The organism is Psychrobacter frigidicola, from assembly GCF_007997305.1.
GTDB classification, from domain to species: Bacteria; Pseudomonadota; Gammaproteobacteria; order Pseudomonadales; family Moraxellaceae; genus Psychrobacter; species Psychrobacter frigidicola.
On record NZ_VORZ01000002.1, the window covers coordinates 127,805 to 146,766 of the forward strand.

The 18,962-nt window shown below is 43.3% G+C and carries 16 protein-coding genes; 5 read left to right on the forward strand and 11 right to left on the reverse strand.

Annotation, left to right across the window (positions count from 1 at the left end; translation table 11 throughout):
* Positions 1–88: 88 nt before the first annotated feature.
* From ES754_RS07120 to erpA, 4 genes are all read right to left on the reverse strand, one after another.
* Entirely contained in the window at positions 89–619 is a 531-nt protein-coding gene (locus ES754_RS07120) for a disulfide bond formation protein B (RefSeq protein WP_147223514.1), read from the reverse strand.
* A 61-nt stretch (positions 620–680) separates the two neighbouring features.
* Positions 681–2,255, reverse strand: coding sequence for a glutamate--cysteine ligase (gene gshA, locus ES754_RS07125; RefSeq protein WP_147223515.1), 1,575 nt, complete (start codon positions 2,253–2,255; stop codon positions 681–683).
* A gap of 447 nt (positions 2,256–2,702) precedes the next feature.
* Positions 2,703–3,059: a roadblock/LC7 domain-containing protein gene (locus ES754_RS07130; protein ID WP_147223516.1), complete on the reverse strand. Its 357-nt coding sequence runs from the start codon at positions 3,057–3,059 to the stop codon at positions 2,703–2,705.
* A gap of 365 nt (positions 3,060–3,424) precedes the next feature.
* Positions 3,425–3,805 carry an iron-sulfur cluster insertion protein ErpA gene (gene erpA / locus ES754_RS07135; RefSeq protein WP_227677855.1) on the reverse strand — a complete coding sequence of 127 codons (381 nt, stop codon included), beginning with the start codon at positions 3,803–3,805 and terminating at the stop codon, positions 3,425–3,427.
* A 519-nt stretch (positions 3,806–4,324) separates the two neighbouring features.
* Here erpA and ES754_RS07140 point away from each other — a divergent pair.
* On the forward strand, positions 4,325–6,397 hold the full coding sequence (locus ES754_RS07140) for an ABC-F family ATP-binding cassette domain-containing protein (RefSeq protein ID WP_147223517.1): 2,073 nt from the start codon (positions 4,325–4,327) through the stop codon (positions 6,395–6,397).
* 88 nt (positions 6,398–6,485) lie between these two features.
* On the opposite strand, the gene ES754_RS07145 is transcribed toward ES754_RS07140, so the two are convergent.
* A complete protein-coding gene (locus ES754_RS07145) occupies positions 6,486–6,848 on the reverse strand; it encodes a septal ring lytic transglycosylase RlpA family protein (protein ID WP_147223518.1) in 363 nt (120 codons plus the stop codon).
* 432 nt (positions 6,849–7,280) lie between these two features.
* Here ES754_RS07145 and ES754_RS07150 point away from each other — a divergent pair, with 432 nt between their 5' ends.
* Together ES754_RS07150 and ES754_RS07155 are read left to right on the forward strand one after the other, a co-directional pair.
* A complete protein-coding gene (locus tag ES754_RS07150) occupies positions 7,281–8,276 on the forward strand; it encodes a DnaJ C-terminal domain-containing protein (RefSeq protein ID WP_147223519.1) in 996 nt (331 codons plus the stop codon).
* A gap of 90 nt (positions 8,277–8,366) precedes the next feature.
* The gene (locus ES754_RS07155; RefSeq protein WP_147223871.1) at positions 8,367–8,690 is read left to right on the forward strand and encodes a chaperone modulator CbpM; all 324 of its coding nucleotides are present in this window, start codon (positions 8,367–8,369) and stop codon (positions 8,688–8,690) included.
* A gap of 198 nt (positions 8,691–8,888) precedes the next feature.
* Here ES754_RS07155 and ES754_RS07160 read toward each other — a convergent pair whose 3' ends face one another.
* From ES754_RS07160 to ES754_RS07180, 5 genes are all read right to left on the reverse strand, one after another.
* Positions 8,889–10,076: an MFS transporter gene (locus tag ES754_RS07160; RefSeq protein WP_147223520.1), complete on the reverse strand. Its 1,188-nt coding sequence runs from the start codon at positions 10,074–10,076 to the stop codon at positions 8,889–8,891.
* Between the two features lie 588 nt (positions 10,077–10,664).
* The gene (gene sstT / locus ES754_RS07165) at positions 10,665–11,867 is read right to left on the reverse strand and encodes a serine/threonine transporter SstT (RefSeq protein ID WP_147223521.1); all 1,203 of its coding nucleotides are present in this window, start codon (positions 11,865–11,867) and stop codon (positions 10,665–10,667) included.
* A 265-nt stretch (positions 11,868–12,132) separates the two neighbouring features.
* Positions 12,133–12,636 (reverse strand): DNA polymerase III subunit chi, encoded by a 504-nt coding sequence (locus ES754_RS07170; RefSeq protein WP_147223522.1) that lies wholly within the window; start codon positions 12,634–12,636, stop codon positions 12,133–12,135.
* A 6-nt stretch (positions 12,637–12,642) separates the two neighbouring features.
* A complete protein-coding gene (locus tag ES754_RS07175) occupies positions 12,643–14,292 on the reverse strand; it encodes a leucyl aminopeptidase (RefSeq protein WP_147223523.1) in 1,650 nt (549 codons plus the stop codon).
* Positions 14,293–14,512: 220 nt separating this feature from the next.
* On the reverse strand, positions 14,513–15,118 hold the full coding sequence (locus ES754_RS07180) for a cysteine hydrolase family protein (RefSeq protein WP_147223524.1): 606 nt from the start codon (positions 15,116–15,118) through the stop codon (positions 14,513–14,515).
* Between the two features lie 460 nt (positions 15,119–15,578).
* On the opposite strand from ES754_RS07180, the gene ES754_RS07185 reads away from it, so the two are divergent.
* Positions 15,579–16,868 (forward strand): LPS export ABC transporter permease LptF, encoded by a 1,290-nt coding sequence (locus ES754_RS07185; protein WP_147223872.1) that lies wholly within the window; start codon positions 15,579–15,581, stop codon positions 16,866–16,868.
* Entirely contained in the window at positions 16,868–18,133 is a 1,266-nt protein-coding gene (lptG, locus tag ES754_RS07190) for an LPS export ABC transporter permease LptG (protein ID WP_147223525.1), read from the forward strand. The genes ES754_RS07185 and lptG overlap by 1 nt, the downstream gene beginning before the upstream one ends.
* Positions 18,134–18,260: 127 nt before the next feature.
* Here the strand turns inward: lptG and ES754_RS07195 are convergent, their stop codons facing one another.
* Positions 18,261–18,869, reverse strand: a complete 609-nt coding sequence (locus ES754_RS07195; RefSeq protein WP_147223526.1) for a class I SAM-dependent methyltransferase — start codon at positions 18,867–18,869, stop codon at positions 18,261–18,263.
* Positions 18,870–18,962: the final 93 nt, after the last annotated feature.

The following is an 18,962-nucleotide window of genomic DNA, read 5'->3' on the forward strand; positions in this document are numbered from 1 at the left end:
TTTGTTGTCGGTATGAAAAGTTTGTATTAAATAGTCTATTAGCTTAACTAGTAGACTACTTAATATCATAAAAGCCAAACAGTAACGGTTAACGTGTATGCAGAGTAGGAGAGATAGGACGCAGGATACGCCAAAATATCAGTACATGGACAATCAATAACGCGCTGAAAAATATCAAAGACTGCTCAGGAATACTGAGTCCTAAAAAACGCCACTCGACCAAAGCGCATTCACCAGAGCCAGCAAGTACTTCATTTAACACTTGTTGCATGGGCAAGGTATCAATCCAATAGTCCAAACCTGGGCCACACGAGGGTACTTGATCGGCTGGTAAATGCTGCAGCCATACGTGCCGAGCTGCGACCCCAGTTGCCCAAACAATACCTGCTAAACTGCCAAGCCACAACAGTAGCTTGATGAGTGTCGATTTAGGATGCCATAGCGCGGCAATCAAGGCAAAACCGCCCATGACCATGAGTCCGATTCGCTGAAAAATACATAGCGGACAAGGTGAGAAGCCCATATAACGCTGCAAAAAAAACAGCGCAAAGCTCATGCCTATGATGGTTAGCAGGACCAAAAGCATTTGTAAATGGCGGTAAGTGGTCAGTTGTGACATCAGAAAAATGCTCTCAGAATAGGGTTACGATAAGCTTACCGTTTAGAATTCTATAGCCGTATTAACGATATTGTTGTAAATACTCCATAAAATCTTCGGTTTCTGCCTCTTCGATTTCTGCTTGTTGCAAGATTGATTTTTCTGCTAACACCTCATACTTCGCTTGAGTTTTTGGGCTGAGCGTTTGCTGCAATAGTGAGTTACGATGCTGCTGTGCTAAGGTAAATCCAAGCTTCCACAGGCTGCCTAAGCGCTCGCTATCAGCGGTCACTTGGGCAGAAATAGTGGATTCGGAATGGCCGGCTTTGCCTTGCATTAAAGCGACTGCCGCCCGATAGTCGTTACCGCCATAATGAGCATCTAGCATAGCGGCTAGTGGGCGCATACGACTTAAATGTTCCAGCATCCAACCTTCTAACGGTTGCTCAACGCCATTATTGAGGATATGCAGACCATCGCGGCGGCCTTCATTGACGACACGCTCAAGGTTAATTGCTATCTCTTCTTCTTCTGCTGGGAACAACTCTGGTGACTCATTAAGCAGACAATATAATGCCATTACTTCTAAGAAACAGGCACTAGATAAGCGGATACCGACATCACTATAAGGATCTAAATCAATGGCGCGGAATTCAACATAAGCAATACCGCGACGCTCAAGTGCTTCGGTTGGCGTTTCACCGCGCTCAGCAATTTGTTTAGGACGAATAGGGCTGTAGTATTCATTTTCTATTTGTAGAATATGATCATTAATTTGAATCGGATTGCCATCGCTGTCATTTAAGCCCAATTTTTGGAAGCTTTCATGCGGCGTTTGAATCGCGCGGCGTAGACCTGCAACGTATTCAGGGAGGTGGTTATAACGGATATCAAGATGTTCTTGCACACTATTAGTATAGCCAAGCTTACCCATGCGCAGACTGGTGGCGGTAGGCTTATAATAGGTTGAGTTATTCATCAATATCAGATCATGCTCGCGTCCCGCGATAAAGCATGGACACACACTAGGGCTTGCCCCTAGTAAATACAGTACCAAGCTGGTTAGGCGCTTAAAGTTACGAATGAGCCCTAAATACTTATCATTTTTAAATTCTGTTAGGGTCTGTTTATCAGTTTCTAGTGCTTGGGTTTGCCATATCTCAAATAAGCCATCACCAAAGGACAAGTTATAATGTAGTCCCGCAATCGTTTGCATCCGGCGACCATAACGAATGCCAAGCCCACTCCGATAAAGGGTTTTAAGCTTACCTGTATTCGAGCTACCATAATCCGCCAGTGGAATATCTTCATCATTAGCCGATAACATGCAGGGCATAGATAGGGGCCACATCAGCTCTTCTTCAGGCAACGCTTGATAGACCAACACGTGCAATTGACGTAGCATATTTAACGTGTCTTTCGGTGTTTCTTTTGGGTCGGTAATGAGCTCAAGCAAACTTTCAGAATAATCAGTCGTGATAGACGGATGAGTCAACTTCGAACCAAGTTTTGCCGGATGCGGTGTCTGTGCCAGATAGCCATCTGGTCTAACGCGTAGCCCTTCTTTTTCGATACCGCGCAACATACCCATCAAATGCTTGTTATCAAACCAGCTGGGAATCTTAAAATTAGCAAACGTAGGGGCAAAATTACTCATAGTAGTCATCTATTGTTATTTATTATGGTAGAGCAACGATTGGTTAGCACTTGCTCTGAATATTTGGGCTTTAAATATTTGGGCTTTAAATATTTGGACTCTGAATAGTTGAGGCTTACTCAGGATAGAGGGCAATACAGTATAATTGATGTACTCAGTTTAGCCCAAAGCAGGGTTAAAAACTACGCGCAATTACAAAATCAGTAACCTTCACTTACGGTGTGCTTACTGATGTCTAGTCCATCATACTCACCTTATTAGACCGTAACGCTATTGGAAAAGACAACTCATAAAGTTAAGAAAGGCGGTGGGTTGAATTCATGAATAGCTATATAAAATACTAGAAATATTCCAGCTGTAAATTAACCTACAAAAAAGCATCTACCTTAAGATAGATGCTTTTTCTATTATCGCATAGCCTAGTATTAAGGCAATATTGCACTAAGCTTACGAGAAGTCGAGTTCAGTCTCAAAGCTTTTTAGGTTGTGACGCGCCATAGCAAGGTTAGATTTTTGGCGATCGAGTACCAAATATAAGAATAAGTTACTATTACGTACGAGCGGACGCAGCAAATGATACTGCTTACCTAGCGTAATTAAGATGTCTTCAATATTCTCATTAATACCCAAAGCATCAGATACTTTACGTTTGGCGCGGAGTACTTCTGTGTTACCAGCCGCAGCAAGCTCAAGGTCAATACCCGTGCCTGTCGTGGCCAGCGCCAATCCAGATTCGCAATCAACCAGAGCCGCTGCAATAAAGCCGTCAATTTCGTTTAATGGATCGAGTGATAACTTAGCCATCGTGCTGTTCCTTGAAGAATATATAAAAGAGTATTGAGTTTTTTTGAATCTTCACTAATGAGTAGTAACTTTTAATATTTATAGAATAAATATTAAAAGTTACTACTCATTAGTATCGCTAATCAATTCGTGGCAATATTTAAGCACAAAACAACAATAACACAAACAATTACCGACTAACTGCGCTTTTGTTTGGTTAGTCGGTCACAAATAATGATAGTCAGTGCGATTTTAAACCAAAGAATTCTGTTTTTGCTGCTATGCCGCATCCAAAGCAACCATCATGACAAAGGGTTGTTAATAGACAGAATAATAATTACTAGCACTGTTGATTACATAATAACTGTTAGACGCAGAGTGATGACTTAAATAGAGAAGGATGAGCCACAGCCGCATGTAGTCGTGGCATTAGGGTTTTGTACTACAAAGCGCGCACCCTCTAACCCTTCAGTATAGTCAACGGTAGAGCCTTGCAAATATTGATAGCTGAGAGAGTCGATAACTAAGGTCACATCACCATTATCGAAATTAGCATCATCTTCATTGAGCTCATTAGCAAAGTTAAAGCCATAAGAAAACCCTGAGCAGCCACCACCGGTGACGTACACACGCAGCATTAAATTACTGTCGCCTTCTTCTTCACGCAGACGGCGTACCTTTTGCGCGGCGCTGTCAGTCAGATTTAAAATGGTGGGATCTACAGGCTGGCTGGCGCTTGGATTGTATTGGTCGGTTGCTGCGTTCATATTTACCTCAGTGTCTGTTATCAAATACGGCTATCAATCAAATATGGTCGTTCTTTACTGTTATTTTCTATTAATGCGAATTCTTTTTAATGATAAGTCGTCTGCTGACCTTAAATAGGTGCTATTTATAGAGAGTAATTTACGGCTAGATAATTGCATTGATTAGGGGCGGTGTTCATCATGAAAAATTATGAGAAAGAAGTTAGGCTAAAAATAAGGCTACTGGCCTTTAACTGCCTGATGTCAATAGTGTTTTGACAGTATATCATAATTGGGGTGCTGATTGATTTGTCAAGGATAGTAGCGCTCTTGGTTAAAAGAAAAGAATAAGATGGTTACGATATGAGCTTAGTTTATCTATAATAAACGCTTAATTATGAAATACTTATTTAATTGTTTGCCTATCGTCTAGGGGTTTGAAATAATAGCGCGCAGTTAATACGCGTTATGCGTATTTTATTTATGAACTTGTTATTGTTAACCATACATTTTACAAAAATCTTGAGATGAAAAAACCCTATGATCGAATTTAAAGACGTTGGTGTTCGCCGTGATGGTCGTGAATTATTTGCTGGTGCTAGCTTTCAGTTGCATCCAGGTCACAAAGTTGGCTTAACGGGCAACAACGGAACCGGTAAATCCACTTTGTTTGCCTTGTTATTAACGCGGATGGGCACGGGTGATACGGAGGTCACGGTAGATCGCGGTGAAGTAAGTATTCCAGATAGCTGGCATGTGGCGCACATGGCGCAAGAAGTGGGTGCAAGCACACAAACAGCAATTGACTATGTGCTGAGCGGTGATGAGCAATGGTATAAAATCAATGAAGCGTTAAGTGATTTAAGCACCGTTAGTGATGACCAAATTGGCGTATTGCATCAGCAATTTGATGAAATTGATGGTTATCGCACCCCAACCAAAGCGGCACAAATTATGGCGGGTTTGGGCTTTAATACCAGTCAGCATGAATTGCCAGTAGAAGGCTTTTCTGGTGGTTGGCGTATGCGCTTAAATCTAGCCAAAACCTTGATGAGCCGTGCAGATTTAATGTTACTCGATGAGCCGACCAACCATTTGGACTTGGATGCTATTCTTTGGCTTGAGACTTGGATCAATGCATTTACTGGTCTGGTTATCGTTATCTCGCATGACCAAACTTTCTTGGACAATACCGTTGGTCATATATTGCACGTTGAGCAAAAGAAAATCACTTTGTATACCGGCAATTATCAACAATTTATTCGTACCCGTCATGAACGGATGGCGCAGCAGCAGCAGGCTTTTGAGAAGCAAGAAGCGACGAAGGCACATCTAGATGACTTTATCCGCCGTTTCCGCGCCAAAGCCAGTAAGGCTAAGCAAGCGCAGAGTCGTATCAAACAGCTTGAGCGTATGAGTGAGCTATCACCAATGATGGCGGATAATCCGTTCTCGTTTCAGTTTTATGAGCCGGCCAACATGAGCTCGCCATTGATTGAGCTCACCAATGCTGATATTGGTTACACCGACACACCGCTACTGCATAACGCGAATGTGCAAGTAACGCCTGATACCCGTATTGGTCTACTTGGGATGAATGGTGCAGGTAAATCGACTTTAATTAAAGCACTGGTCGGTGAGCTTGGCGTACTATCTGGCACTTATAATGTCTCAGATACGCTTAAATTAGGCTATTTTAATCAGCATCAAATGGATGCTTTAGACGCTGTCGCCACCCCGTTACAGATGATGCGCCGTTTGGCTGGTAAAACATCAGACGCTGAATTGCGCTCATTTCTGGGTGGTTTTGATTTTCGTGGCGACCGTATCGATACGCCAAGTGAGCTGTTTTCAGGTGGCGAGCGTGCGCGTTTAACCTTAGCTTTGATTGTTTGGCAACGCCCTAACGTACTAGTGCTTGATGAGCCCACTAACCATTTAGACTTACAAATGCGCCAAGCCCTAACCATGGCATTACAAGGTTTTGAGGGTGCTGTAGTACTAGTCTCGCATGATCGTGAGCTGATTGCTAACGTCTGTGATGAGCTGTATCTGGTACATGACGGTATCATCGAAGAGTTCGATGGCGATATCAATGACTACGGTAAATGGTTATCCGATAAACGCAAGGAAGCCAACAGTTCAGATAAAGGCGCTGATAAAAAAGGCAAGAATAAAAAAGCCAAGAAAAAGTTCGTGAATAAAGACGACGTTTCACGTGAAACAGATGCTAATACGAACGGTTCTGAACCTGATAACTCAAAGCACGCTAAAAAAAAACTAGCAAATCCTAAGTCAAATACAAGCACGACCACTGAATCATCGCTTACAAAAGAAGAGCAGCGCAAACTGGCCGCTGACCAGCGCAAGCTTACGGCGCCTGTTCGCCGTGAGATTGAGAACACAGAAAAGGCTTTGACTAAAATTGACGATAAGCTAGCAAGTTTAGAGGATAAGCTTGCTGACACTGACCTTTATGAAGAAAGCCGTAAAGCTGATTTAATGAGCCTACTTGATGAGCAAACGTCATTACAGCAGCAGCATAGCGACCATGAGGAAAGCTTATTGCTGGCAATGACGACCTTAGAGGATATGGAAGCTGAGTTTAGCTAAGCGGATAAATAGCTAAAATTGAGGAAGTGAGACATAAAAAGGGGAGAGCGCAAGCTCTCCCCTTTTATTACTTTATGACGCTACCCAGTTATTGTCTACGGTATTTGCCATCACCGTAAGATAATACCTGCAAACTGGTCGTACAAAGTTGACAGTTTATTTTACCAGCAGCGGCTCTAGATAAATCAAGAATTCGACCGCGAATAAAAGGTCCTCTATCTGTAATTTTCACTATCACGCTCTGCTTTGTCTTCTGGTTGGTCACTTTCACCTTTGTACCAAACGGCAGCGTTTTATGCGCGGCAGTTAAGGAATTCATATTAAAGATACTACCACTAGCGGTACGTTTACCATGAAATTTCTTGCCGTAATAACTGGTGTTAGCGGCAAAAACGCTGGTACTTAATAATAGTGATAAGGTGATAGCCAAAGACTTGATCAAATAAGACATTTAATACCTTTTTGTAATGTATGAGATAGACAGATGGGCTTGCCTATGTTATCCATATTCGCTATGAGTATGAATAATATACATATTTTACAACAGCAAGCTTACCATGGCCTTACAGACGTGTAAAAAACCGCCAAGTTCAAATGCTCCTTTCTTATTGACTAAGCTCACATTGTGGCAACAATGATTAAAAAGTAATGATGCTAGAATTATCATGACTTACTCTGGTGATAAGGTTACAAACACCCAAAGTCACCTACATAAATTGAATAGATGAACCGCTGATGTTGCTTAGCATTACTATTAGTAAGGCTTCATCAGCAATAGTTTTAATATACAGACTATAGCTATATAGACTTTAGTATCATATCGTTGAAAATTTGCATAACCCCATAATTAAAAAGCTTGCACCTATCTTAAGGGAAAACCACAATGGCAGAAAAAAACTACTATGACATTCTAGGCGTTAAAAAAGACGCGACAGATGCAGATATTAAAAAGAAATACCGTAAGTTAGTGCGTCAATATCATCCTGATGTCAGTGATGATCCTGATGCTGATAATAAGATTGCCGTGATTAACAACGCTTATGAGACCATCAGAGACAAAGAAAAGCGCGCTGAATACGATGCTATGCTTGCCAATCCATTTGCAGGCCAAGGCGGCGGTGGATTTGGCGGACAAGCTGGCGGTGGTCAACGCTGGAATGATATGAAAGGTCAGTTTGGTGAAGGTGAAGCCTTCGGTGGTGGCGGATTCCGGTTTGATGATATCTTTTCAGCTTTTGGGGGTGGTGCACGCGGTCAAGCTGGTGGTCAATCACAGCGTGGCGGTTTTGATCAGTTTGGCGGTGGTTTTAGCTCGCGGGACAGCAAAGGCCAAGACCAACATGCGGAAATTAATGTTGATTTGGCATCGGTTTACAATGGCGATGAATATAGCATTAAGTTGAATGTCCCTGTCCGTCAGATTAATGGTAGCGTGGACTATGAAAATAAAACGCTTAAAATCAAAATTCCTAAAGGCATCACTGACGGCAAACAAATTCGCCTGACAGGACAAGGGGCTGCTGGCAGTGGTAGCGGCAAAAATGGCGATTTGTTTTTAAAAGTTAAAATTATCCACGCCAGTAATATGCGTTTAGATGGTGCGAACGTGTACCAAACGGTAAATATTACCCCGTGGGAAGCGGCGCTCGGTGAAAAAATTAACGTCACTACCCCAGCAGGCACTTTAGGCGTTAATATTCCAAAGAATACAAAATCTGGTAGCAATTTGCGTCTCAAAGGCAAAGGTATTCCTGCCAAACAAGCGGGCGATTTATACTTGACGTTGAATATCGTTAATCCGGACGTCAGCACTGATGCGGCAAAAGAAGCTTATGAGCAACTCAAACAAGCCTTTTCTGACACCACTATTAGCCGTTAAAAAAAGTCCTTAACAATAGCTTTAATAGCCATAATAGAGATAACGAGCACACGCTAACGATGACATAAAGAGCAAACGAGGATAATAATGATGAAACACTCGCCTGAATTAACTGACATTATCATGAGCTTAGATGAGCTGATATCCGCCTGTGGTCAAGAGCGCCAATGGGTTATCGCTTTGATTGAGGAAAGTATTATTGAATATGACGTGCCCGATAGTGAACAGTTTAGTGGTTATCAGCTGACCACGGTTCGCCGTGCGTCTCGTCTTAGCCGTGATTTTGACGCCAGCGTCCCCGCTCTCGGTCTTATAATTGAATTATTAGATGAGATTGAGCAGCTGCGCCAATTCAAGCGCCAGTATGACGCTGATAACGCCATGATTGAAGTAGAAGTCAGTAGTTTAAAGTAGGATGATTAATCTATCGTTAATATTCAAATAGATTAAAAGCTGATTTCAAACTTTATTCATAGCTATTGCTTTAATAAAAAAATTATCAATAACGGACAACATAAAAGGGCAATCGATGCCCTTTTTATTTTATCAATAACTTATTCAAATTGTTACTTAAACCATTCCGGTCCTCGTTAAATCATAGCGTTCCGATGATTACTTCGCCCTAAATCCATTGTTTTTGGCGGTCCACACGATTGATAAGCCAAGTAACGCCAGCGCGAGCACTGCCCACGGAAAGGACACTGCGCCAATACGCTGCAATAGCAGCGCACCTGCCACCCCGCCGCCCGCGACTGCTAAATTAAATATCGTCACAAACATCGACTGTGCCACATCGGCATTCTTACCCGCTGCCCCTGCCAAAGCGGTTTGTAGTAGTATCGGTGCGCCGCCAAAGGTGAGCCCCCATATCGCAATGCCCACTAGAACAAGTGCCGTTGAGCCGCTGGAAAAGCCCAATATTAAAGCCGCTACTGCAAATCCGCTCAGACTTATCAAAGCCATGGCACGTAGCCAGTGATCGACTAATAATCCAGTCAGCCAGATTCCTACCATAGCCGCAATGCCGAACAGTAGTAGCACTACATCCACGCGCTCTGCCAGCCCGACTGATACTAAAAATGGTTCGATGTAGGTATAAAGAAGATTATGAGCGGTTATCCAGACGAATAACGTTAGCAGCACTGGACGGATACCTGGCATCAAAAAAATGCGCTTAATGGGTAAGCGCTGTTTAACTGACTGACCTTCAAAGTCCGGTATCGCTAACCGTATCCAGAATAGCAATAACAAGGTTAGCGCTGACATGATCCAAAAGACCCCACGCCAGTCAAATAGCAGACCCAACCAAGTTCCTAATGGAATTCCGAGGGCCAGCGCAATAGGTTGACCCACACCTGTAATGGCCAATGCCCGCCCGCGCATATTGTCTGCCACCATACGAAGCACATAACCAGGTAACAACCCCCATATCACCCCAGCTGCCATCCCTGCGGCAAAGCGTGCCACTATAATAATGCTATAGCTACTGGATAAAGTTGTGACAATATTAAATACTAACAAAGCCCCGACCGCCAACATGAACAGCCGCCTGCGGTTCCAACTGCGGGTAGCAGCGATAACGGGGATAGCGGCTAGCACTGAGCCTAGCGCATAGAAAGTTATTAGCTGACCAGCAAGCGCTTTTGATACGCCTAAGGACTCACTTATTTGTGGTAGTAGACCTGCTGGCATGGTTTCGGTCATGATAGCGAGGAAACCTGCCAAGGTGAAGGCCAGTAGCTTCCAGATAGGTAAACCAGAAACAGCAGGGGCGGACACTTTATGATCGTTGTTACTCATATAGTCAGCGCTCCTATTGTTATAGCGACTATAGAAGTTATACCGTTTGTTTTCATGCGGATAATATAAGGCATGTGGGTTATACGAGTAATACAGGATATATTGAAAGTGAAGCTGGCAATGTTCATTTTTCTATTAATGCTCATGTTAACTTCTTTTAATAATAGGTAAAAACCCCTTTCCATAACTGGTTAGGGTAGCAAGACATTATGGTCTTTTATAAATAGAGGATATTAAGCACTAAAATTGACGCCGACAAAGCTATAGAAGCTAAGAGTAAGGTAGGCTAGTCCGTGTAACCAGAATCTGTAAACAGATTTTATAAACAGACTTGGTAAATATAGTATGTATTGTCAAAACAGGTGCAGTATAACTGTGTTTTCAAAACTTACCCACTATGTCCTGTACCATTTTGTTAAGTACGAAACCCTTACTACATATGATGATTTGTTTATTTGTTACAATAGTTTTGGATTAAATACTAGTAAGAGAATTACGAGTTTTAGGCAAAAAAAAGGGCAGTTAGTGCCCTTTTTTTTATTAATTTTTTATCACTATAAATAATAGTTTGTTAAATATTAAGTCTACTTAACGCGCATATTTAGGGTCAGCTGCTGCCGTGAACAGCACATCAGTCGATGAGTTCAGCGCCGTTTCAGCTGAATCTTGCACCACACCAATGATAAAGCCAATCGCCACTACTTGCATGGCAATATCGTTAGGGATACTAAATAAGCTACTGGCAAGTGGGATTAATAATAATGAACCGCCAGCCACACCCGATGCACCGCACGCGCTAATGGTCGCGACGATACTTAATAATAAGGCGGATGCAAAGCTCACTTCGATACCCAGTGTATGCGCAGCTGCAAGCGTTAACACGTTAATCGTAATTGCCGCGCCTGCCATATTAATAGTCGCACCCAACGGAATAGTGACTGAATACGTATCTTCATGCAGACCAAGCTTGCTTGCAAGGTTCATATTAACTGGAATATTTGCCGCTGAGCTACGGGTAAAAAATGCCGTGATTCCTGATTCACGCAAGCAGGTAAATACCAGCGGATATGGGTTTTTACCCGTCTTAACAAAGACGATTAATGGATTGGCTACTAAGGCGATAAATAGCATACAGCCTACCAATACCTCTAATAATCGCCAATAGGTGGTCAACGCATCAAATCCGGTTACCGCCACAGTATTGGCAACTAAGCCTAAAATACCGAATGGTGCTAAGGCAATCACCCATTTCACCACTTGTGAGATGGCGTCGGCAAAATCGCCGACCACTGTGCGCGTAGCGTCACTAGCGTGCTTGAGAGCAAAACCAATAATAATTGCCCACGCTAAAATACCAATATAATTGGCTTCAGCGATGGCGTTGACGGGATTGGCGACCAAGTTAAGTAGTAAATTGGTCAGCACTTCTTGTAGGTCAGCAGGTGGCACTTGCTCAATAGTAGCATTGATTAATACCAGCTTGGTGGGAAATAACATACTTGCGACCACCGCAGTCAGCGCGGCTAAAAACGTGCCGAACATATACATAATAATGACGGGTTTGACATAGACCTCATTACCACTACGATGCTGGCTAATCGCCGCCATGACTAAGACAAACACCAGTACCGGTGCCACAGCTTTTAGCGCCCCGACGAATAAAGTACCGAGCAAGCCCAAGGCAATGCCAATATCGGGCGCCAGCCAACCGATTAACACCCCTAATATTAAGCCAAGAATAATCAGCGGTACTAGCCCTATTCGCTGGTACATCGCAATCAATGAACGCATCACTCCACCTTTAACTGAGTTAGTAAAAGTTTGATAAAGACCATTAACGAAAAATAAGTCATATCAATACTATAATAATCGGCAGATGGTAGCATTATTTCAGATATTCGCCTACTGTAATAAGGCAGGTGCATGCGTTCAAAGGCCGTGATGGCAAGTTTGAAATGTGAGATGAAAGAGTCTGTTAGAGAACGAGTTAAATAAAAAATATAGCTAGATAGAAAGGGAGTTAAGTATCGTTATGGAAGACAGGAAAATATGTCAGCTATACTTTAAAATGCGTTAGCTCATAGTTTAAATTTTGATAGTGCTTATATTTATCGCGTCCTTCTTGCACACTTGTGGTATCAGGCTTGATAATCTCAAGCACCCGCGTTGGTTGGGCATAGTTGGTGGCGCTCATAAAATCATTGACTGGACGCGCCGTGGTATTAATCACAATACCTTTAAATGCTTCTGGCATATAAGTGCTGAGTAGCACCGGTGCTAAAGGCTGTTCTTTAATAATGACTTCTGTTTCTGTATCAATAGCCTCAGCATCGTCTGTAGACCTGTCACTTTTATCATCTATTAAACGTTGATGGGGAATAAAGCTGGTAGCATTCTGTGCCCAAAGCGCTTCATCAAGTTCACCAAGCAACATCTCATCATCAGCAAGGATGAGTAGCGATTGGCTGCTTTTGTTCAGGGCAGTTTGGGTTAGCTGACAAATAAAGCCCAAGATATCTTGGGCTTTACTGTTGCTTAATACATAAAAACTAATTTGCATGAAAGTTTAAGCCATATCAGCGCTGTTTTTTAAGTATTGCATGAATAACGGTACAGGACGACCGGTTGCTGCTTTATCAGCGCCAGAGATCCAAGCCGTACCCGCAATATCCAAATGCGCCCACGCTTGACCGTCTTCAATAAAACGCGCTAAGAAGCAAGCAGCAGTGACGGCACCAGCGGCTTTACCACCGATATTTTGGATATCAGCAATCGGCGAGTCGATTTGCGGCTGATAAGCATCATCTAACGGCATGTGCCAAATCAAATCACCCGACTGCGCACTGGCATTTTCTAGGGCAAATAACACATCTTCATCATTACTGAATACCGCTGAACGCACGTGACCAAGGGCAACCACACAAGCACCAGTCAATGTTGCAACATCGATAATGGCGGATGGGTTATAACGCTGTACGTAGCATAAGGTGTCGCACAACACCAAGCGACCTTCTGCATCAGTGTTTAGGATTTCAACGGATTTGCCGTTCATAGCTTTCACGATATCACCGGGACGGGTGGCGTCACCTGATGGCATATTTTCTGCACACGCAAGAGCGCCAACCACGTTAATCGGTAGACGTGCTTCGCATAGGGCTTTAATCGTACCTAATACTGAGGCTGCTCCACCCATATCAAATTTCATCTCATCCATCGCCGCACCCGGTTTGATGGAGATACCGCCTGAATCAAAGGTCACGCCTTTACCGACTAATACGATAGGCGCATCGTCATTGTCGTTATTGTCAGCTTTTTTACTTGCACCTTTAAGTGGTAGTTTATTGGTAATCGCTTTTAAACCACTGCTAACTTTTGCGGCATTGGTGCTGGCTTTTTTATTAGCAAATGGCGCACTGGCGTTGGCGCTGAATTTAGATTTGCCTTGATACTCCATAATGACCAGCTGACCTTCTTTGGTTGAGCCTTGAGACACGGATAAGAAGCAACCCATACCTAGCGCTGACATTTCTTTTTCACCCAGTACCGTTACCTTTAATAGGTCAGGATAGGTTTTGGCCAATTCTTGGGCTTGCTCTGCCATATAGGCTGGGAAGCAGATATTGCCCGGCTCATTGGCGACGTCGCGGGTCAGACTTTGACCAGCAAATACTGATTCAGCAAAGTCTAAGGCAGGTTGCAGGGCTTTGTCAGCTAGCAAATAAGTATCTGTTAATACTGGTGTGGTTTGCTCAGATTTGTATTTCTCAAAGCGGTAGCTTGCTGCCAATAGGTTAAGGGCAAACTGACCGAACTCGTCTTCTTCTAACGCGTTACCTAAAGCAACGGTGATAGAAGCCACACGTTTTTGTGTCGAGGTATAAATAGTTTTAGCGATTTTTTGCAGAACCGTTTGATTGAGTTTGTTTTGGCAACCGACGCCCACCAATAATAACTGGACTGGGTTTTGTTTGGCCGTTTTTTTATCACCAGCTAAGGCATAATCAGCAACGGTCTCACAGGCTTTGCCCTTAAAATGAGAAACCTCAATCAGCTGTTCAATACGGGCTTGATAGTCAGTTAAAGCCGTTTCAGCAAGTATATTTTTTTTATCGTCAATTAAAACTACGAGGCAAGAGGCGTCTTTATCGTTGGCTTCTTTTTTAAGAATTTTTTTAGTATGGGTTTGGGGCAAATGCTGCGTTAATTTAATATTCATATGTTGTTATCCTTATTAGATGAATGTGTTTTTTAAAAGCGTGGGCAGGCTACCTACGGTATGGAAGTTAAATAGGTCAGCCTATCAAGCAAGCATCGTAGTGTAGCATATCAGTGCTAAGTGCGCAGTGAGCAAGGGTTAGGTAATGTTTCCAGAGCCTGTTGCTCTCCTATTTTCTTTAGTGTCATTTATTATTAACTTTCTTATTCGGCAGCAGCGATTAACCGTTAACCAGCTTATCAGTTGTTACTAAAGCTGCAAATCTATCTTGCAGTGCGGCCATAGCCGCATTATGTACAGCATCCGCTTTTATCACGTCGCCTTTAACATCAGGTAGGTCGCGAGTGGCGCAGGCATCGTGGCAAACAAAACTTTCAAAGCCCAAATCAAAGGCTACACGTACACTGGAGCTGACGCACATATGACTCATAAAACCGGCAAAGACAATTTGCTGTTTGCCAGCAGATTTTATAAGTTCTTGCAGAGGGGTGTCATAAAAGGCATTGGGATGCATCTTGACGATGGTTTCTTCGCTATCAAGTGGTTGCAGGCTATCAACAATATTTACCTTTGATGATAACGGGTCAAATACGTTGTCATTATCCTGACCATGATGGGCAATATGGAAAACAGGAATGCTATCTTGGCGGGCTTTATCAAGCAGCAGTCGCGCATTGGCAGTCGCGCTGGCACCTAATTCCCCTAAAGGCATCGCACCATCAACGTATTCATTCTGAAAATCAATTAAAACCAGCGCGCAGTTTGACCAGTTAACGGTGCCAAATTCACCACCGCCAAGTTTAAGTAAAGTAGAAGGAGTAGACATTGTATTCTCCGTTAAGTAATTCATATCATAGGAAGCAATAAGTGCTATGGGTCTAAATTCTAACAATTAATCGTAATACTATGCAGTGCATGATACGTACAATATACAAAGCCGCTTGTATGGTAGGGAATAAAATACAGTGAACCCTTAATGGTGACCTCCTTATTCGTACCGCAATGCTTTAACCCTTGCCGTTAGGTTTTGCCTCAATCAAGTTAACTGTCCGCCAATAAGTGCGCAGACGGCAAGGCTTAGGTAATGTTTTCAAACACATTGCAGCGTCATTTTTCACAAAAACATGCTAGCATTAGCAGTTATGCCTATTAGCCTTTTTTGTGTCCTGATAGCGCTTTAAAATCCAACCAAAATTTCTGACAATTTCCACCAATTTTGATATAGGCGCGACTAACCGTGTCATTGCCCACTGCTAAGAGTACCTATCGTGATATTACGCCGCTATATGACCCAACAAGTTGCTTCAACCACCGCTTTGGTATTGGGGTTTTTGGTGGTACTCATGCTTGGCGGTCGTCTGATACGCTATTTCGGTATTGCCGCTGAAGGCAACTTAGATATCAGCTTATTATTTACCATTATTGGCTATAATTTGCCGTACTTTTTAGAGCTAATTCTACCATTAGCATTTTTTATTGCGCTGATGCTGGTATTCGGGCGCTTATATGTCGATCAAGAAATGGCGGTTATCAATGCCAGTGGGGTTTCACGCGGGAAGCTTGCGCGGTTAATGGTACCGCTGATATCAGTATTGTTTGTAGGTGAGGCGGCATTATCTATAGTCGGTAAACCTTGGGGCGTGCGCTCCTCTGAGACCATCTGGCAAAAACAGGCTTTGACCAGTGCCTTTGATTTAATCCGGCCGAATGAGTTTATTAGCAGTGGCAATTATCATCTGTTTGTGGGCAGTCTGAGTGAAGATAAAACCCAGCTACAAGACGTGATATTGATTCAATCCGAACCAAAAGAAAAAGGTTCGGGCGCGAAAAATACCGACATAAACAGCAGCAATGCTGACAATACTGATGCAGACCTTACTACCACTAATTTGGATGATAAGTTACCTAAAGAATTGGTTGAGCGTCTTGATGGCAGTAGTACATCGATTAGTAAAGATACCATTACCTTAGCTAAGCGGGCGGAGCAAGTTGAGAATGGCGCAAGCGGCGTGACTCAGCTGGACTTATTTCAAGGGCGCCGTTATGAGGTAGGGGCAGGCAGCCGCAAGTATAATCAAGTTGGCTTTGATCGCTATCGCATTACCTTATCGGAATCCTCTAAAGAGGTAGTGACCGAAGACAACATCGAAACCCAAGCCATTATACCGTTATGGCAAGCCGCGACTGGTAACGCAGAAGTGGGCAGTGTCAATGCCATGCGTGCTGCCCAATCTGAGCTGGGTTATCGCTTGGCGTTACCATGGCTGATGATTATTGCGCCGATGCTAGCTGTGCCACTGGCGCAAGTACGTCCGCGTCAAGGGCGTTGGCTGCGTTTATTCCCATCGATTTTATTATTTGTCAGCTGTGCTTTAGGGGTTATCTCACTGAAAAATGCCGTGAGTAAAGGTAGCGTTAATGTATGGGCATATGCATGGCTGATAGTAGGGTTTATGGCCTTGGCGCTGTATCTAAACTGGGGCAGCCGTATCCAGCATCGTCTGCGCGTACGGCTCAAAGACAAACAACAAGAGGCTCTTGATACGCCAAATGGCTCACACGGAGGGCAGTTATAATGCGCTCCTTGTTCTCAAAGTCTCACACGGTTCACTCACAATCTGCCAATCTACAAGTGCTGGGACGTTACGTCAAAGTTAATGCACTACTGGCCATTGTCGCGGCTATATTGGGACTGTGGGCCTTACAAGTTTTATTCTCTTACTTGTCCGAGCTTGATTCGCTATCAGACACTTATACTATGTCCGATGCGCTTAAATATATCCTATATCGCTCGCCCTACTTTTTAGAAGAGTTTATGCCGACCGGTGCGCTATTAGGTGCGGTAGTTGGTTTAGGGCTGCTGGCCAATAAAAGCGAGCTGATAGTCATGCGCGCCGCTGGGGTCAGTATTTACCGTATTGTCGGATGGGTATTACAGCCCGCGTTGGTATTTGTATTATTGGCACTGGTAATCAATCAATTTGTACTGCCGCATAGCAATCAGCTGGCCAATGAAATCAACAATAAAGACAGCGGCTCACTGGTCGCCTCAGTGCGCGGTTATTGGACGGTACAACCGCGCTTTAAAGTGACTGATAGCACTGATAATGTTAGCAGCGTTACTACTAATAACTCTAGTAATAATGTTAATAACAGCGCGGATACCGCAAACGTACAACCGGATGGCAGTGATATTCTTTATATTGATTATGCCGATGTACAAGGCAATATCGGCGAGGTCAAGCGTTGGCATTTGGACAATAATGGCAATCTACAAACCGCCGTTCATGCCGAAGGCGGGCGCTATGCTGGCCGTGAAGTCATGAACGAGGCCAGTGCGATTGCTAGCGAGCAGTATCGCTATGAGTGGCAACTGCGCAATATGACCAAACTGACTATTAATGAAGGCTTTGATAGCACCCAAGCCAAAGCAGCATCAGATACCTTAAGTCTGCCATTTGCACCGGAGTCGGTTTATCTGCTCACGCGGGAAGCTGAAAACTTATCACTTACCCAACTGTATGAACACCGCCAGTTTATGCGTCAGCAAGGTAAACGCTCATTAACCCACGAGCTGGCATTTTGGCAAAAGCTACTGTCGCCTTTATCGATTTTATCGCTAGTGATTGTTGCCTGCTCATTCGTCTTTGGCTCATTACGCACCCACAGTTTAGGACTGCGCATTGTGGTGGCTTTATTGTTCGGCTTACTGTTTAGCTATGTTCAGGACTTGGTCGGCTTTGTGTCGTTAGCTACTGGGTTCTCTCCGATGTTGATGGTGCTGTTACCGATTATTGGCAGTACCATGTTGGGTGGCTATTTGATAAAACGGCAAATGTAAATTGGTAGATTTTTAGGGATTTAAGTATTAAAAAACCCCGCTAAATTCATTACGATTTAGCGGGGTTTTTTTGATTTAACGTATTGGTTGAAGCTTTACTTAAACCTCGTTACTCAACAATAGCTTCTTAATCTTTGGTCGCCATCGTAATGGTATAAGTTTTACCTTGCTTCACTTTTTCGCTATTACCAAACACTTCAGTAAATGAACGTTTCATAAATTGACGCAAGCCGTTAATCGTTACCACATAAAAGCGTCCGCCTTTACGCATCCGTGCATGGGCATCAAGAAAGTAGAGATAATGTTGCTCTTTGCCTACTTTGGCAGGCAAGTTTGACATGACTAAGCTAAAATCTTTTGCCTTATCGACATGATTAAAACCGTTTGATAAGTGCACATCGACATTAGACAAACCGTTTTTTTCGCAATTTTGGCGCGCATATTCTACCGCCATAAAGTCTTTATCAATCAAGGTATGCTGACCGTTCGGACACTCGCGCGCTGCCGCCATACCCAATACGCCATAGCCACAGCCCAAATCTATCGAATCATCGTCCTGCTGAAAATCCACATAATCAAGCAGCATCAGGCTACCATCATCAAGCTTTTGTGGTGAAAAAATGCCCCACGTGGTCGCAAAATCAAACGGCTTACCCAGCACGTCTTGACGAAAATTAATGTCTTCGCGCCAGTGTTTGGCTTTTTCTAATAAATCGCTAGGTGGTCTATGGCTCATGGTTTTCTCGGATAATGGATAAGTAAAAGGTAGTGCGCGATAGAATAAAACAGCGCGCACTTTATGACGGGTATTGTAACGAGAAAAGGAGAG

What these genes read in the sequence shown, in the direction of transcription:
- ES754_RS07120 (WP_147223514.1), bottom strand. Translation starts at nt 619, where the DNA reads ATGTCACAACTGACCACTTACCGCCATTTACAAATGCTTTTGGTCCTG.
- erpA (WP_227677855.1), bottom strand. Translation starts at nt 3,805, where the DNA reads ATGAACGCAGCAACCGACCAATACAATCCAAGCGCCAGCCAGCCTGTA.
- ES754_RS07180 (WP_147223524.1), bottom strand. Translation starts at nt 15,118, where the DNA reads ATGTCTACTCCTTCTACTTTACTTAAACTTGGCGGTGGTGAATTTGGC.
- ES754_RS07145 (WP_147223518.1), bottom strand. Translation starts at nt 6,848, where the DNA reads ATGTCTTATTTGATCAAGTCTTTGGCTATCACCTTATCACTATTATTA.
- ES754_RS07170 (WP_147223522.1), bottom strand. Translation starts at nt 12,636, where the DNA reads ATGCAAATTAGTTTTTATGTATTAAGCAACAGTAAAGCCCAAGATATC.
- gshA (WP_147223515.1), bottom strand. Translation starts at nt 2,255, where the DNA reads ATGAGTAATTTTGCCCCTACGTTTGCTAATTTTAAGATTCCCAGCTGG.
- ES754_RS07130 (WP_147223516.1), bottom strand. Translation starts at nt 3,059, where the DNA reads ATGGCTAAGTTATCACTCGATCCATTAAACGAAATTGACGGCTTTATT.
- ES754_RS07175 (WP_147223523.1), bottom strand. Translation starts at nt 14,292, where the DNA reads ATGAATATTAAATTAACGCAGCATTTGCCCCAAACCCATACTAAAAAA.
- lptG (WP_147223525.1), top strand. Translation starts at nt 16,868, where the DNA reads ATGCGCTCCTTGTTCTCAAAGTCTCACACGGTTCACTCACAATCTGCC.
- ES754_RS07185 (WP_147223872.1), top strand. Translation starts at nt 15,579, where the DNA reads ATGACCCAACAAGTTGCTTCAACCACCGCTTTGGTATTGGGGTTTTTG.
- ES754_RS07195 (WP_147223526.1), bottom strand. Translation starts at nt 18,869, where the DNA reads ATGAGCCATAGACCACCTAGCGATTTATTAGAAAAAGCCAAACACTGG.
- ES754_RS07155 (WP_147223871.1), top strand. Translation starts at nt 8,367, where the DNA reads ATGAAACACTCGCCTGAATTAACTGACATTATCATGAGCTTAGATGAG.
- ES754_RS07140 (WP_147223517.1), top strand. Translation starts at nt 4,325, where the DNA reads ATGATCGAATTTAAAGACGTTGGTGTTCGCCGTGATGGTCGTGAATTA.
- ES754_RS07150 (WP_147223519.1), top strand. Translation starts at nt 7,281, where the DNA reads ATGGCAGAAAAAAACTACTATGACATTCTAGGCGTTAAAAAAGACGCG.
- ES754_RS07160 (WP_147223520.1), bottom strand. Translation starts at nt 10,076, where the DNA reads ATGAGTAACAACGATCATAAAGTGTCCGCCCCTGCTGTTTCTGGTTTA.
- sstT (WP_147223521.1), bottom strand. Translation starts at nt 11,867, where the DNA reads ATGCGTTCATTGATTGCGATGTACCAGCGAATAGGGCTAGTACCGCTG.